Genomic DNA, 13,490 nt, shown 5'->3' with positions numbered 1-13,490 from the left:
GTTCATTTCGCGGCCTCCGCTGCCTTGGTCTCGGACTTTTCGTGGAACCGGTCGGCCACCGGCCGGATCAGCAGGTTGGCGACGAAGCCGACCGCCAGCACCCCGACCATGGTGAACAGCGCGGGGCGGTAGGCCTCGGCCGTCAGCGTGCCCGGCTTGCCCTCCCGGTCGAGGAAGCCGTTGATGATCAGCGGCCCGGCCACCCCGGCGACCGACCACGCGGTCAGCAGCCGGCCGTGGATCGCGCCGACCTGGTAGGTCCCGAAGAGATCCCGCAGGTACGCCGGCACGGTGGCGAACCCGCCGCCGTAGAAGGACAGGATGACCGCGGCGAACAGGACGAACAGCGCGGTGCTGTTGTGGCCGATGGTCGCCAGCAACGCGTAGAAGATGATGCCGAGGCCGAGGTACATCGCGTAGATCGGCTTGCGGCCGATGATGTCCGAGGTGCTCGACCAGGCGAACCGGCCGGCCATGTTGAAGATCGAGAGCACGCCGACGAAGCCCGCGGCCGCGCCGACCGCGACGGTTGACTTGCCGCCGACGTCGCCGCGGAAGAAGTCCTGGATCATCGGGCCGGCCTGCTCGAGGATGCCGATCCCGGCGGTCACGTTGCAGAGCAGGACCACCCAGAGCAGCCAGAACTGCGGGGTCTTGATCGCGTTCGCGGCCGACACGTTCGAGGTGGTGACGAGGGCCTTCGTCTTCACCTTCGAGGGATCGAAGCCGTCCGGCTTCCAGCCGTCGGCGGGGACCCGGATGTTGACGACGCCGAACATCATCACCACGAAGTAGCCGATGCCCAGGGTCAGGAAGAGTGCGACCAGGGCGCTGCCGCCGGCCACCGAGGTGGAGACGTTGGGGTCGTAGCCGTCGTCGTACAGGCTGAGCAGTTGGCGCGACAGCGGGCTGGCCACCAGGGCGCCGCCGCCGAAGCCCATGATCGCCAGGCCGGTGGCCAATCCAGGCCGGTCGGGGAACCACTTGATCAGCGTGGAGACCGGGGAGATGTAGCCGATCCCGAGACCGATGCCGCCGATCACGCCGTACCCGAGGTAGACCAGCCAGAGCTGGCCGGTACCGATGCCCAAGGCACCTACCAGGAACCCGGTGGCCCAGAAGCAGGCCGAGACGAACATCGACTTGCGCGGTCCGTTGCGCTCCACCCAGGTGCCGCCGATCGCGGCGGACAGGCCGAGCATCACGATCGCGATGCTGAAGATCACCCCGATCGAGGTCTGGCTCGCGTCGAAGTGCTTGGTCATCGAGGTCTTGTACACGCTGGTCGCGTACGCCTGACCGATACACAGGTGCACCGCCAGGGCGGCCGGCGGGATCAGCCAGCGGCTGTACCCCGGTGGCGCGATGGTGTGCTCGCGATCGAGTACGGACAAGATGCCCATTACGGCTCCTTTTAGGTCGTCGCCCCCAGCGTGCGCTCGCCCCTCTTGCGCATCGTGGCCGACTGTATCCCTTTTGTGAAGCTTTCAACCATCGTGTCGCCCCGCGACAACCGGCCCCCGGAACTGTGAGACTGACCCCATGGCGATCTCGGCGAAGTTGTTGGGTGAGGACGAGTACGTAGTCGTCAGCACCCGGACGCACTGGAAGGCACTGATCTTCCCGGTGTTCCTGTTGCTCGTGGTGGCGGCCGGCGGCGGGTTCCTCGCGGCGATCGTGCCGGAGGGCAACCTGCAGACCCCGGCCCGGATCGCGATCGGCGTGGTCGGGCTGCTGGTGCTGTTCGTGTTCGGCGCCAAGCCGTTCCTGAACTGGTTCTTCTCGACCTACACACTGACCAACCGGCGGCTGATCACCCGGCACGGCATCCTGACCCGGACCGGCCGGGACATCCCGCTGATGCGGATCAACGACGTCTCCTACGAACACGGCCTGATCGACCGGATGCTCGGCTGCGGCACGCTCGCGATCGAGTCGGCCGGCGAGCGCGGCCAGGTGATCCTGCCCGACGTCCCGCACGTCGAGCACATGCACCTGCAGATGTCCGACCTGCTCTTCGGCGGCCCCGAGGGCAAGCCCGGCGACGGCATCCTCGACGACGAGGCCCCGCCGGAGCACCTGGTCCGCCGCCGCGAGCCGCGCACCGCCGCGGAGGTCGAGCCGGACTCCGAGACCCTCTTCAGCTCGGAGGACAACGACCGCCGCTGACCGCCGTCAGCATGTGGTTTCACTTGTGGTTTCAGGCGTGCGGGGCGGCAACGGGCTGGCGTCCGGCTCGGCGCCGTCCCTAGGGTCGCGGCCATGAACAAGACGAAACTACTGATCGCAGCGGTGGCGACCATCGCGCTGGCGATCACCGGGGTGACGCTCGCGGCCTCCAAGGCCCCGAACGCGTCCGCCGCGAGCGGCCCGTCGTACCACGGCTGCCCGTACGGCGCGGTCTGCATCTACCCGCAGAACAAGGGCTTCAACAACGGCAACTGGACCTACGCGTTCTACTCGTTCGCCGGTCACAACATCTACAACCAGGTCGGCACCCACCGGATCGTCGACAACCAGTACGGCAGCCACTACGTCGGCCTGTGTGCCAAGGCGAACGGCAAGGGCGGCTTCGTCCCGTACGACGGCCACACCATCCGCGGCGAAGGCGCCACCAGCTACAGCCCGAAGTACTGGGACGCCGACCTGAAGCCGGTCAACTCCCTCGACCTGCGCCCGCAAAGCCAGAACGAGAACACCTGCTACCGCTGACCCGTTCAGCCGGCGTAGGGCCTGCTACTGCAGCAGGCCTACGCCGAAGGACACCACCAGGACCGAGATCATCAGGGCCGAGACCGACTCGGCGGCCATCAGCAGCTTGGCGCGGGGGGTCAGCGGCATCGTGTCGGTGGGGCTGAACGCCGACGAGTTGGTGATCGAGACGTAGAGGTAGTCGACGAAGCCGGGGACCCAGCCGGCCTTGGCGGACGAGCGCCGGGCCACCTCGGTGATGGCGTCGTGGTCCTCGTCCTGCGGGAAGCGGAAGTCGGCGTCCGGGAGTTTCGGCCGTTTCACCCGGAAGCGGGTCACCGGCCCGCCGCGATCGAGCTCCCAGAACGCCAGTGCGAAGACGAGCACGTTGGTCAACCAGACCTGGCCGCCGGCGGCCAGCAACTGCCCGCCGGCGGTCGCCTCGCCGGTCACCAGCGAGTGGATCAGCTGGACCAGTACGGCCAGGTTCGAGAGCGCGATCAGCAGCACCAGCGAGATCGACAACCGGCGCAGAAACCTGTTCTGCCGGCTCATCCGGCGGGGGTTGGCCAGCACCAGCGGGATGAACAGCGCAAGCTCCAACGCGGGTACGACGTACCGCGGGCCGACCTGCAGCGCGCTCGGCTGGACGGCGTACAGCAGGATCGCGGCCACCACCGCGACAGCGGCCGGCAACCGCGGTTCACCCGGATGAACGGTCTCGCCCATCTCGCTGGTCAGAAGACCTCGATGCTGACCGGAGCAACCGGCCAGCGGAAGGCTGCGGTGGCCAGCGCGAGGCTGCCTGGCGTGTGCTCGACGACCCGCCCGGTGGCGGCGAACTCGGCGAGCCCGCGGCCGCCGAGGTAGACCGAGCCGAGCTCGTTCACGGACAGGCTCAGGTCGGCTGCGTCCTCGGTCCGCTCGCAGTGCACGGTCTCGCTGTCGGCAGTCAACCGGAACCGGCCGGCGTTGGCCGGGATCACGTCGTCGGTCAGGTCGAGCACGAGGTCGACGGCAACGGAGTACCGGCGTTGGCCGAGGGCGCGGGCGACATCGGTCACGCGCACCCACAGGCTCTCCTTCACCCGCCGGGCCAGGGCCGTCGGTGTGGTGACGAGTTGCTGCAGCGGCTCGTCGACCGCGGCGTACCCGAAATTGAGCGTGGCGGCCAGGTCGAGGGTCAGCAGGTGCTGCCACAGAGCCCGGTACGCGTCGGGCTCGGGGGCGACCAGTTCCTCGACGTACACCTCGTTGGCGGGACCGGTCGGACCCCAGTTCATCTTGCCGCGCCAGAAGGCGTAGCCGTCGACGGTGCCCTGCTCGTCCCGATGCACCAGGACATGGCGAGCCGACCGGCCGGCGCGGTGCTCCGGGTTGTCCTCGAGACGCCCCTTCCACTGCAGCTCGGTCCGGCCGGAGATGCCCGGTCGCCGTTCTTGCAGCTTGCGCAGCAGCTCGGCCAACTCCTTGGTGACGTTGTCGATAGCTACCTGCTGAACAGCGCCAGAGCTGCTGGGCGGTCCGACTCGGTGCAGATCGATCTCGTACGACGTCCCAAACGCGGCAGCGCCGTACCCGAAGCGGCCGTAGATACCGGGCTCGCTGGCCCAGAGCACAGCGATCGCCTCCGGTACTTCGCGCAGCTGCCGGCTGATCAGCGCCGACATCAGACCGCGCCGCCGATGAGTGGCCCGTACTCCGACGCCGGTCACGTGCGCCGCCGGCACCACGGCGCCGGGCACCGACAAATCGCGGGTCAGCGCTCGCGTCGTACCGACGAACTCGTCGCCGTCGGTCGCCACCAGCGCCCGCTCGGGCTCGAACATGCTCCGCCCGAGCTCGTCCACCGACGACTCGAACATCATCGCCCCGCCGAACAGGGCGTCGATCTGGTCCAGGTCCTCGGCCACAGCCTGCCGTACGGCGAAGTCGGTCACCACCGCATCTTCACACGGCGGGAGGCTGTCAGACAGTCAGCGAACGACCGGCAGGTCGCCGGTGTTGTCGGCGTCCAGCCCGGCCGGGGTGTCCGGCGTGGCCGGCGCCGACGGCGTCGCCGCCGCGGCCGGCTGGTGCTCGGCCTCGTCCAGGGCGAGCTCTTCCTTGAAGACGAACTTGCGGTAGGACCAGAACCGGAACAGCGTGCCCAGGCCCAGCCCGACGAAGTTGGCGGCGATGTTGTCGGCCAGCCAGCTGTGCTGGTCCAGCACGTACCGGGAGAAGCCGAGGCAGCCGGCCGAGATCAGCAGGCCGATGCCGTTCAGGACGAAGAAGAGCACGTACTCGCGGTGCAGGCCGGTGCGCTCACGGTGCCGCCAGGTCCAGTGCCGGTTACCCAGGTAGGTCGCGACCGTGGCGACCGTGACCGAGATGAACTTCGCCGTCACCGGCTTGTCGTGCAGCATGCCGTCGCCCGAGGCGCCGAAGACGAGCGGGTTGTCGAACACCAGCCAGTTGTACAGCGGCAGGTCGACCACCATGCCGAGAAGTCCGACCAGACCGAACTTGGCCACTTCGTGCACCAGGTGCTCCACCTGGCGATACAGCGTTGTGACGATCTTCAACGGTCTTGGCGACTCTCTGTGAACACGGACTTCTGGTAGGGCAGCTTCCCACGGTACCCGGCAACAGGTCAGAGACCGAATTCGAAGCCCCTTCCTTGACGCGGCCTTGACGCCGCCGAGGAGTCGGGAAGGTCCGCGCATTAGGCTCGCCCCGTGAAGTTCGAGCGCAAGGATCTGCCCGTCGGGACCCCCGTCGTCGGCATGGTCGGCGGTGGCCAGCTGGCCCGGATGACCCAGGAGGTCGCGGTCGCGCTGGGTGTCCAGCTGCGGGTGCTGGCCGAGGGCCCGGCCGTCTCGGCGGCGCAGGCTGTCGCCGACGCCCCGGTCGGCGACTACCGCGACCCCGAGACCGTACGCCGGTTCGCCGCTGACGCGGACGTGGTCACCTTCGACCACGAGCACGTCCCGACCGAGCTGCTACGGGCCTTGGAGGCGGAGGGAGTGAAGGTCCGCCCCGGGCCCGACGCTCTCGTGCACGCGCAGGACAAGGCAGTCATGCGGCAGCGACTGGACACCATCGGCGCCCCGGCTCCGGCGCACCAGGTGGTCGCGTCCAAGGCGGACATCGACGACTTCGCCAAGCGCATCGGCGGCTTCCCGATCATCCTGAAGACCACCCGCGGCGGGTACGACGGCAAGGGTGTCTGGGTCTGCTCCGGCACAGACGACCCGGTGGTCGACGAGGCATTTGCCGCCAGCGTACCGATCCTGGCCGAGGAGAAGGTCGACTTCGTCCGCGAGCTGTCCGCGATCGTCGCCCGGTCGCCGCACGGCCAGGCGGTCGCCTACCCGATCGTGGAGTCCGTCCAGCGCGACGGGATCTGCGTCGAGGTCACCGCGCCGGCCCCTGATCTGAGCCCTGACAAGGCCGCGCAGGCGCAGCAGACCGCGTTGACGATCGCCGGTGAGCTGGGTGTTGTCGGCATCCTCGCGGTCGAGATGTTCGAGGCCCGCGACGGCCGGCTGCTGGTCAACGAGCTGGCGATGCGCCCGCACAACACCGGCCACTGGTCGATCGAGGGCGCGGTCACCAGCCAGTTCGAGAACCACCTGCGCGCAGTACTGGATCTGCCGCTCGGCTCACCGGCCGCGCGAGCGCCGTACACGGTGATGGTGAACGTGCTCGGTGGCGATGTGGAGGACATGCACCTCGGGCTGCTGCACTGTATGGCGCGTGATCCGGGCCTGAAGGTCCACTTCTACGGCAAGTCCGTGAAGCCGGGCCGCAAGGTCGGCCACGTCACGGCGTACGGCGACGACCTGGCCGAGGTCCGCGAACGGGCCCGGCACGCGGCGGCGTACCTGACCGGCACCATCGACGAGTGAAGGCAGCGACACCATGACCGTGGGAATCCTGATGGGGTCGGACTCGGACTGGCCGACGATGAAGGCGGCCGCCGAGGTCTGCGTCGAGTTCGACGTGCCGTTCGAGGCCGACGTGCTGTCCGCGCACCGGATGGCGGTCGAGATGATCGACTACGGCAAGGCGGCGCACGAGCGTGGGCTCAAGGTGCTGATCGCGGGAGCCGGTGGTGCCGCGCATCTGCCTGGCATGCTCGCGTCCGTCACGCCGCTGCCGGTGATCGGCGTACCGGTGCCGTTGAAGTATCTGGACGGGATGGATTCGTTGCTGTCGATCGTGCAGATGCCCGCGGGCGTGCCGGTCGCGACCGTGTCGATCGGCAACGCTCGCAACGCGGGACTGCTGGCGGTCCGGATGCTCGCGGCGTTCGACGAGAAGCTGCTCGCGAAGATGACCGCGTTCCAGCAGAACCTGGCCGAGATGGCCCGGGCCAAGGGCAGTACTGTGCGTGATGGCGCGGCAGAGCTGCGTAAAAGCTGACACTGACACGGTTTCCACAGACCTGGGGCGGGTAGCCGTGAGTTTCCAACCAACCTCGTCTAAGGTCGTCGTTCGTGACTCCGCCCGCATCACCGGATACGCAGCGCATCCCGGTCCGTTACTGGATCTGGCTGTTCGGCGCAGCCGTGTCTCTTCTCGGCGATCTGACCATGACGTTCGCCATCGGCTGGTCGGCCAGCCGGCACGGCGGTCAGGTCGCCGGACTGGTCCTGCTGGTGGCCGCAGCGCCCCGGGCGGCGCTCCTGCTGGTCGGCGGCGCGATCGGCGACCGGTACGGCGCTCCCAAGGTGCTGCTGGCCAGCTGTGTCGCGATGTTCGCGGTCACCACCGCCTTGGTCCCGGCCACGCTGGCGTTCGGTGAGCCGATCAGCCTGCTGCTGGTGACTGCACTGGTGGTTGGAGTGATCGACGCGTTCTTCCTCCCGTCGTCGCGCTCGATGCCGCGGCTGCTGGTCGCGCCGGAGCTAGTACCCCGGGCGCTGGCGAGTTTCCAGGTCACCGGCGTCGTCTTCGCGGTCACCGGTACTGCGATCGGTGGCGTGCTGGTGAACTGGTCAGGGCTGACCGCGGCGGCTGGATTCGACGCGTTGACGTTCGCCGTGATGATCGTCGTACTGCTCTCGTTCCGGGGTCTGCCAGCCGGCGCCACCGGGCCGCGGACCGGCATGTTCCGGTCGATCGTGGACGGCGTGAAGGTCGCCTTCGGGCGGCCGCTGACCCGGGCGCTGCTGATCACGATGACGGTCGCCGCCGGTCTGCTGATGCCGCTCGACACCCTGCTGCTGCCCTTGCTGGCCAGGGATCACGGCTGGGACGCGTCGACGGCCGGTCTGCTGGTTGCCAGCCGCAGCCTCGGCGTCGGCATAATCGCGCTGCGCATCCTGGCCCGCGGTGCCTTTCCGCGACCCGGCATGTTCGCCGCGTTCGGCCTACTGCTGGCCGGGCTCGGCCTGCTCGGCCTGTCGGTGCTGGACCCGTTGCCGCTCACCTTCGCGGCCGGCGTGGTCAGCGGGATCGGCGTCGGCACCTTCACCGGGCATGTGCTGCCGCTGTTGATGAACTCGGTCGACCGCGAGTACCAGTCCCGGCTGCAGTCCGTCGTTGTGCTCTGCCAGACCCTCGCGCTGGTCGTGATGAACCCGATCCTGGGCACCTTCTCGGATCTGGAGGGGGTGGGCATCACCGGTGTCTGCCTCGGTATCGCCGTCGCATCGGCCCTGATCGGCCTCTACGCACTCACCCGCCCCGTACTCCGCAACGCGACTGTTTCTTAGGGTTTTCCGGGGGCCCGGTAGATCCAGCCCGCGTCCCGCCACTTCTGCGCGTCCAGGGTCAGCCGCGCGTCGACCACGATCGGCGCCTCGACCACACCACGCAACGCGGCCGGGTCGAGCTCGCGGAACTCCGGCCACTCGGTCAGGTGCAGCACCAGGTGCGCGCCTTCGCAGGCCTCGGCCGCGGATGCGGCGTACCGGAAGGTCGGGCGGACCTTGCGGGCGTTCTCCATCGCCTCGGGGTCGAAGACGGTGACGGTCGAGCCGTGCAGCTGGATCCGGCCGGCGATGTCGAGCGCCGGCGAGTCCCGGACGTCGTCCGTCCCGGCCTTGAACGCCGCGCCGAGCACGGTCACGTTCTTGCCGACCCAGTCGGTGCCGAGCATCTCGTGCACCACGCTGACGATCCGGCCGCGCCGGTGCTGGTTGATGTCGTCGACCTCGCGCAGCAGCGTGATGATCTCCTCGACGCCCAGCTCGCCGGCCCGGGCCATGAACGAGCGCAGGTCCTTCGGCAGGCAGCCGCCGCCGTACCCGGGGCCGGCGTTCAGCATGCCGCGGCCGATCCGCTTGTCGTAGCCGAGCGCATCGGCCAGCAGGGTGACGTCCGCGCCGGTCGCGTCGGCGAGCCCGGCGAGCGCGTTGATGAACGAGATCTTCGTGGCCAGGAAGGCGTTCGCGCCGCCCTTGACGATCTCGGCGGTCGGCAGGTTGCAGACCACCACCGGGGTGCCCTCGGCGATCGGCTGGGCGAAGACCTCGCGCAGCTTGGCCTCGGCGGCCTCGGACTGGACGCCGAAGACGAGCCGGTCCGGGTGCAGGGTGTCGTCGACGCCGTGCGCCTCGCGCAGGAACTCCGGCTGCCAGGCGATCTCGATCTGCGAACCGGCCGGCGCCTCGGCGTGGAAGCGCGCCTCGATGATCTTCGACGTACCGACCGGGACGGTGGAGCGGCCGACCACCAGCGTCGGCTTGGTGAGCAGCGGGGCCAGCATGTTGACGACCGAGTGCACCTGGGACAGGTCGGCGGCATCGCTGCCCTCGAGTTGCGGCGTACCGACGCAGATGAAGTACACGTCTGCCCAGTCGCCGATCTCGGTGTAGTCGTCGGTGAACCGCAGCCGGCCGGAGCCGACGTGCTTGTTCAGCAGCGGATCCAGGCCTGGCTCGTACAGCGGGGCCTTGCCGTCGTTCAGGAGTTTCAGCCGGTGTTCGTCGATCTCGACGCCGATCACGTCGAAGCCGAACTCGGCCATTCCCGCGGCGGTGTTGGCACCGAGGTAGTTGGTGCCGATCACTGCGATCCGCAGCGGTCGAGCGGTGCTGCCGACGGCGCTGCCGGTGGTACTGGTGGTGCCTTGAGTCATGCGAAGGACTCTACCGACCGTGATGAGCAGCGGGTGACGGGCTCATGGCGTACATTAATACTCGTGAGTAACTCATTCGATCTGTACGCCCTGTCGGAGGAGCACCAAGCGATCCGGGAGGCCGTTCGCGCTGTCTGCGACGCGAAGGTGGCCCCGAACGCCGGTGACGTGGACGAGTTGGCGGAGTTCCCGAAGGCGTCGTACGACGCGCTGAAGGCCTCCGACTTCCATGCCCCGCACATCCCCGAGCAGTACGGCGGCGCCGGGGCGGACGCGCTGGCCACCGTGATCGTGATCGAGGAGGTGGCTCGTGCCTGCGCGTCCACCTCGCTGATCCCCGCGGTCAACAAGCTCGGCTCGCTGCCGCTGCTGCTGTCCGGATCGGACGAGGTCAAGGACCGCTACCTGCCACCGGTGGCGTCCGGCGACGCGATGTTCTCCTACTGCCTGTCGGAACCCGACGCCGGCTCCGACGCGGTCTCGATGAAGACCCGCGCCGTCGCCGACGGCGACTTCTTTGTGCTGAACGGCGTGAAGCGCTGGATCACCAACGCCGGCGTCAGCGACTACTACACGGTCTTCGCGGTCACCGACCCGGACCAGCGCTCCAAGGGCATCAGCGCCTTCGTGGTCGAGAAGTCCGACGAAGGCGTCTCCTTCGGCGCCCCGGAGAAGAAGCTCGGCATCAAAGGCTCCCCGACCCGCGAGGTGTACTTCGACAACGTCCGGATCCCGGCCTCCCGCCTGATCGGCGACCTCGGCACCGGCTTCGGTACGGCGATGTCGACCCTCGACCACACCCGCGTCACCATCGCGGCGCAGGCCCTCGGAATCGCCCAAGGCGCGCTCGACTACGCCCTCGGCTACATGAAGGAACGCCAGCAGTTCGGCAAGGCCATCGCCGAGTTCCAGGGCCTGCAGTTCATGCTCGCCGACATGGGCATGAAGATCGAAGCCGCCCGCCAGCTCACCTACGCCGCCGCGGCCCGCTCCGAACGCAAGGACCCCGACCTCACCTACTTCGGCGCCGCCGCCAAGTGCTTCGCCTCCGACGTCGCGATGGCCGTCACCACTGACGCCGTCCAACTCCTCGGCGGCTACGGCTACACCCACGACTACCCGGTCGAGCGCATGATGCGCGACGCCAAGATCACCCAGATCTACGAAGGCACCAACCAGGTCCAGCGCATCGTGATGGCCCGGCAGCTGCTGAAGGGGATCAGCTAGACCTTCGCCCAAAGGACACCGCCTCCGGCGGCGACAGTTTTGTTGGCGCCTTCGGCGCGGGTGCGCAATGTGGTTGCGCCCACCGTCCTGCCGCGGGCACGCGCGCTGGCTGGGGCCCTCGTCCGCTCGTCACCTTTCGGATCGATCCACCCCGCCAGCCACCGCTTACCGCGGCCCCCAGCGCTCGTCCCGTACCCGAGCAACCGACCCGTGTTCCTGCTTGACCGGCCGAGTCCACTGATCTTTGACATACGGCATCGCTCACGAACCCTCCAGAAGGAATCGATCGTGAGATCAACGGTTGGCATCGCGGCCGTTGGAGAAAGTGCTCGCGGAGCGCCTTGCCCAGGCCTCTAGCGGTTGCGCCAGGCGAGGGGTGAGACCGTCAGGGCAGCCTCGGCGAGGCGTTTGCCGAAGTCGGTCTGAATCTTGGAGCGCGAAGATTCGATCCAGCCGTCGACTCGGGTGTAGCCGGACTCGCGGTACTCGACTGCTTGCATGAGGCATTCGAGTCGATCCGCGTCTTTGGCGCAGCGGGCTTCGATCGTGCTCAAGGACTCGTACTCGGCTACGGCATCCCGGATGCTCTTGGCAGCAAGGTCAGGCAGTCCTGCGACCTGGTCTTCGGTGATCCGCTCGTTGGAGGCGACCTCGACGTACGGGCGTGCGCTGTGTGGGATGTCGCCGATCCGAGTTTCCTGCGAGTCGTGCCACATGCCGAGGTAGGCAGCCCGGGCAGGGTCGCCACCTTCCTCAGCAGCGATCAGGGCTGCGAGCTGAGCGACTCGGAGGCTGTGTTCCGCGACGGATTCCGGGTCGCGTACTCCGGCGTGCCACCAGCCGGCGCGGCGGAGGCGCTTGAGGACGCCCATCTCGTAGGCGAAGGCGATAACGCCCGAGGCGTCCTGATCTGTCGTGTCGTCTGCCACGGTTGTCCCTTCGTCAGCGGCCGGCAAGCTGTACGGCGCACCTCAGGTTAATCAACTCGTCTCTTGTTTCGCCGTCGAAGCCGGTGTCGAGGGCCTGTTCGACGCGCTGGGCGGTCCGCAGACGAAGCTTGTGGTCTCGGCCGAGGAGGTCGGGTTTTGCGAGGATGAGAATCCATAGGCTGTGGATGTTCAGGTAGCTGTGGACTGGGTCGTCCAGGTGCTTGAGGAGATGATCAGCCAGGCGGCCTCCGGACCATGCGTGGTCCTCGACTCCTGCGATCAGGTAGGAGTCGTCGGCGTAGGACTCGGTGATCTCGCCGAGCCAGTACGCCCAGTAGGCCAGGTTCGCCGCTGCATGGGTTTCGCTGCTCAGGGTGTTCCGGATGAAGTGCCGGAGCGGGTCGGCGTCCCCGTGACGGGCTAGCGCGATTGACGAGGATCTCGCCGCGATGCCGGCCGGGAGATCCGCCGACGCAGTACTGGCGACGAATGCCTGCTTGTGCTTGGTGGACAGCCACTTGGCTGGCTCAGTGCGCCGGTCGAAACCGAGCAGGTACATCGCCTGGCGTCGAAGTACTGGCCGTTGAGCGGTTTGCTTGGTGTCGACAGTGGCCACGAGATGGTCGAAGAACCGTGCCTGATCTTCACGAGACAAGCTGGGATGCTTGGCGACAGGCCCACGTGTCTGCGCGGCGGGAAGACTCCGCAGGTGCGGCGGCGCGATCCCGGTGAGCGGCCAGGTGATCATGTGAACGAGGCTGCGCCGGTGGACTGCCGCCGCGAGTGGGTTCATGCCGTCGCTGATCGGTCGGTTGCCCGCCGCGACGGCTAGGGAGAGGATGCCGTCGGCCTCGATTGCGTCTTGGAGCGATGCGACGACCGCAGGGGAGCCGCCCAGCATGATGAGTCGCGTCTTCAGTCGCAGCAGGTCCGCCGCACGCTGCGCTGTCAGCGGCCTCTTACCGGTTTCCCAGCCCTGAATCGTGCTGATGTCGACCCCGAGATGCTCAGCTAGGTCTGCTTGAGTCAGGCCGAGCGAGCCGCGGATCAGCTTCAGAACGAAGCCCGAGACCACGCCGATCTCGGAGCTGGGCGTGACCAAACCCCGCATGCCAGTGCGACTTTCGGATGGCGCCATCGCCTGAGCCAACACCCTCCCGTTGACGGTCAGTGCGGAAACCCGTACTGCCAGTCAGTTCAGCATAGAACAGCTCTCCGCGAGAGTTGACGGCATGTTCAGACGATCCAGCGACGTTGCGGAATCGATCCCATGAGGTCGACGGTGCCACGGGCATTTCTGCTAATTCGCCATCGTGATCCAACAGGGATCAGCGGGACGGGGATCGTGGCAGAGGGAACCGAGTGGACGGATGGATCGGCGTCACTGCGGTGGCGCGGGGAGCATCCGACCACGACCTTCTTCGAGACCGGTATCCGTTCGGTCGTCGCACTCCACGGCCACCAGGGCGCGACAGAGATTCTGTACTCCGACGGAACCGTGCCGGACCGCTCGGCTGCCGACTTCGAGTACCCGCTGGCGACCGGCCAACGGGTGCCCACGGCAAGCGTCG

At 67.9% G+C, this 13,490-nt stretch carries 13 protein-coding genes; 6 read left to right on the top strand and 7 right to left on the bottom strand.

What is annotated here, in order from left to right; translation table 11 throughout:
* Positions 1 to 2: 2 nt before the first annotated feature.
* Positions 3 to 1,403, bottom strand: coding sequence for an OFA family MFS transporter (locus tag AB0P21_RS12985; RefSeq protein ID WP_363696214.1), 1,401 nt, complete (start codon positions 1,401 to 1,403; stop codon positions 3 to 5).
* 139 nt (positions 1,404 to 1,542) lie between these two features.
* On the opposite strand from AB0P21_RS12985, the gene AB0P21_RS12980 reads away from it, so the two are divergent.
* Entirely contained in the window at positions 1,543 to 2,169 is a 627-nt protein-coding gene (locus AB0P21_RS12980; RefSeq protein ID WP_363696212.1) for a PH domain-containing protein, read from the top strand.
* Between the two features lie 93 nt (positions 2,170 to 2,262).
* Positions 2,263 to 2,712, top strand: a complete 450-nt coding sequence (locus AB0P21_RS12975; RefSeq protein ID WP_363696210.1) for a hypothetical protein — start codon at positions 2,263 to 2,265, stop codon at positions 2,710 to 2,712.
* Between the two features lie 24 nt (positions 2,713 to 2,736).
* On the opposite strand, the gene AB0P21_RS12970 is transcribed toward AB0P21_RS12975, so the two are convergent.
* From AB0P21_RS12970 to AB0P21_RS12960, 3 genes are read right to left on the bottom strand one after another with little or no spacing between them, the layout of a single operon-like run.
* On the bottom strand, positions 2,737 to 3,420 hold the full coding sequence (locus tag AB0P21_RS12970) for a hypothetical protein (RefSeq protein ID WP_363696208.1): 684 nt from the start codon (positions 3,418 to 3,420) through the stop codon (positions 2,737 to 2,739).
* A gap of 8 nt (positions 3,421 to 3,428) precedes the next feature.
* Positions 3,429 to 4,631: a GNAT family N-acetyltransferase gene (locus AB0P21_RS12965; protein WP_363696206.1), complete on the bottom strand. Its 1,203-nt coding sequence runs from the start codon at positions 4,629 to 4,631 to the stop codon at positions 3,429 to 3,431.
* A gap of 36 nt (positions 4,632 to 4,667) precedes the next feature.
* Complete coding sequence (locus tag AB0P21_RS12960; RefSeq protein WP_363696204.1) at positions 4,668 to 5,258, bottom strand: GtrA family protein; 591 nt, start codon at positions 5,256 to 5,258, stop codon at positions 4,668 to 4,670.
* A gap of 153 nt (positions 5,259 to 5,411) precedes the next feature.
* Here AB0P21_RS12960 and AB0P21_RS12955 point away from each other — a divergent pair, with 153 nt between their 5' ends.
* From AB0P21_RS12955 to AB0P21_RS12945, 3 genes are all read left to right on the top strand, one after another.
* On the top strand, positions 5,412 to 6,584 hold the full coding sequence (locus AB0P21_RS12955) for a 5-(carboxyamino)imidazole ribonucleotide synthase (protein WP_363696203.1): 1,173 nt from the start codon (positions 5,412 to 5,414) through the stop codon (positions 6,582 to 6,584).
* A gap of 13 nt (positions 6,585 to 6,597) precedes the next feature.
* Complete coding sequence (gene purE / locus AB0P21_RS12950; protein ID WP_363696201.1) at positions 6,598 to 7,101, top strand: 5-(carboxyamino)imidazole ribonucleotide mutase; 504 nt, start codon at positions 6,598 to 6,600, stop codon at positions 7,099 to 7,101.
* A gap of 74 nt (positions 7,102 to 7,175) precedes the next feature.
* Positions 7,176 to 8,396 (top strand): MFS transporter, encoded by a 1,221-nt coding sequence (locus AB0P21_RS12945; RefSeq protein WP_363696199.1) that lies wholly within the window; start codon positions 7,176 to 7,178, stop codon positions 8,394 to 8,396.
* Here AB0P21_RS12945 and AB0P21_RS12940 read toward each other — a convergent pair.
* On the bottom strand, positions 8,393 to 9,763 hold the full coding sequence (locus AB0P21_RS12940; RefSeq protein ID WP_363696197.1) for a UDP-glucose/GDP-mannose dehydrogenase family protein: 1,371 nt from the start codon (positions 9,761 to 9,763) through the stop codon (positions 8,393 to 8,395). The genes AB0P21_RS12945 and AB0P21_RS12940 overlap by 4 nt on opposite strands.
* A 63-nt stretch (positions 9,764 to 9,826) precedes the next feature.
* On the opposite strand from AB0P21_RS12940, the gene AB0P21_RS12935 reads away from it, so the two are divergent.
* Positions 9,827 to 10,990 (top strand): acyl-CoA dehydrogenase family protein, encoded by a 1,164-nt coding sequence (locus AB0P21_RS12935; RefSeq protein ID WP_363696196.1) that lies wholly within the window; start codon positions 9,827 to 9,829, stop codon positions 10,988 to 10,990.
* Positions 10,991 to 11,343: 353 nt separating this feature from the next.
* Here the strand turns inward: AB0P21_RS12935 and AB0P21_RS12930 are convergent, their stop codons facing one another.
* The gene (locus AB0P21_RS12930; RefSeq protein WP_363696194.1) at positions 11,344 to 11,919 is read right to left on the bottom strand and encodes an HD domain-containing protein; all 576 of its coding nucleotides are present in this window, start codon (positions 11,917 to 11,919) and stop codon (positions 11,344 to 11,346) included.
* A gap of 13 nt (positions 11,920 to 11,932) precedes the next feature.
* On the bottom strand, positions 11,933 to 13,030 hold the full coding sequence (locus tag AB0P21_RS12925) for a helix-turn-helix transcriptional regulator (RefSeq protein ID WP_363696192.1): 1,098 nt from the start codon (positions 13,028 to 13,030) through the stop codon (positions 11,933 to 11,935).
* Between the last annotated feature and the right edge of the window lie 460 nt (positions 13,031 to 13,490).

The organism is Kribbella sp. NPDC056861 (assembly GCF_040687575.1).
Lineage (GTDB): Bacteria > Actinomycetota > Actinomycetes > Propionibacteriales > Kribbellaceae > Kribbella.
This window is presented reverse-complemented; position numbering and strand designations above follow the sequence as displayed.

Excerpts from the sequence above, each read along its gene's own strand:
- AB0P21_RS12985 (WP_363696214.1), bottom strand. The coding sequence starts at position 1,403 with ATGGGCATCTTGTCCGTACTCGATCGCGAGCACACCATCGCGCCACCG.
- AB0P21_RS12980 (WP_363696212.1), top strand. The coding sequence starts at position 1,543 with ATGGCGATCTCGGCGAAGTTGTTGGGTGAGGACGAGTACGTAGTCGTC.
- AB0P21_RS12975 (WP_363696210.1), top strand. The coding sequence starts at position 2,263 with ATGAACAAGACGAAACTACTGATCGCAGCGGTGGCGACCATCGCGCTG.
- AB0P21_RS12970 (WP_363696208.1), bottom strand. The coding sequence starts at position 3,420 with ATGGGCGAGACCGTTCATCCGGGTGAACCGCGGTTGCCGGCCGCTGTC.
- purE (WP_363696201.1), top strand. The coding sequence starts at position 6,598 with ATGACCGTGGGAATCCTGATGGGGTCGGACTCGGACTGGCCGACGATG.
- AB0P21_RS12940 (WP_363696197.1), bottom strand. The coding sequence starts at position 9,763 with ATGACTCAAGGCACCACCAGTACCACCGGCAGCGCCGTCGGCAGCACC.
- AB0P21_RS12925 (WP_363696192.1), bottom strand. The coding sequence starts at position 13,030 with ATGCGGGGTTTGGTCACGCCCAGCTCCGAGATCGGCGTGGTCTCGGGC.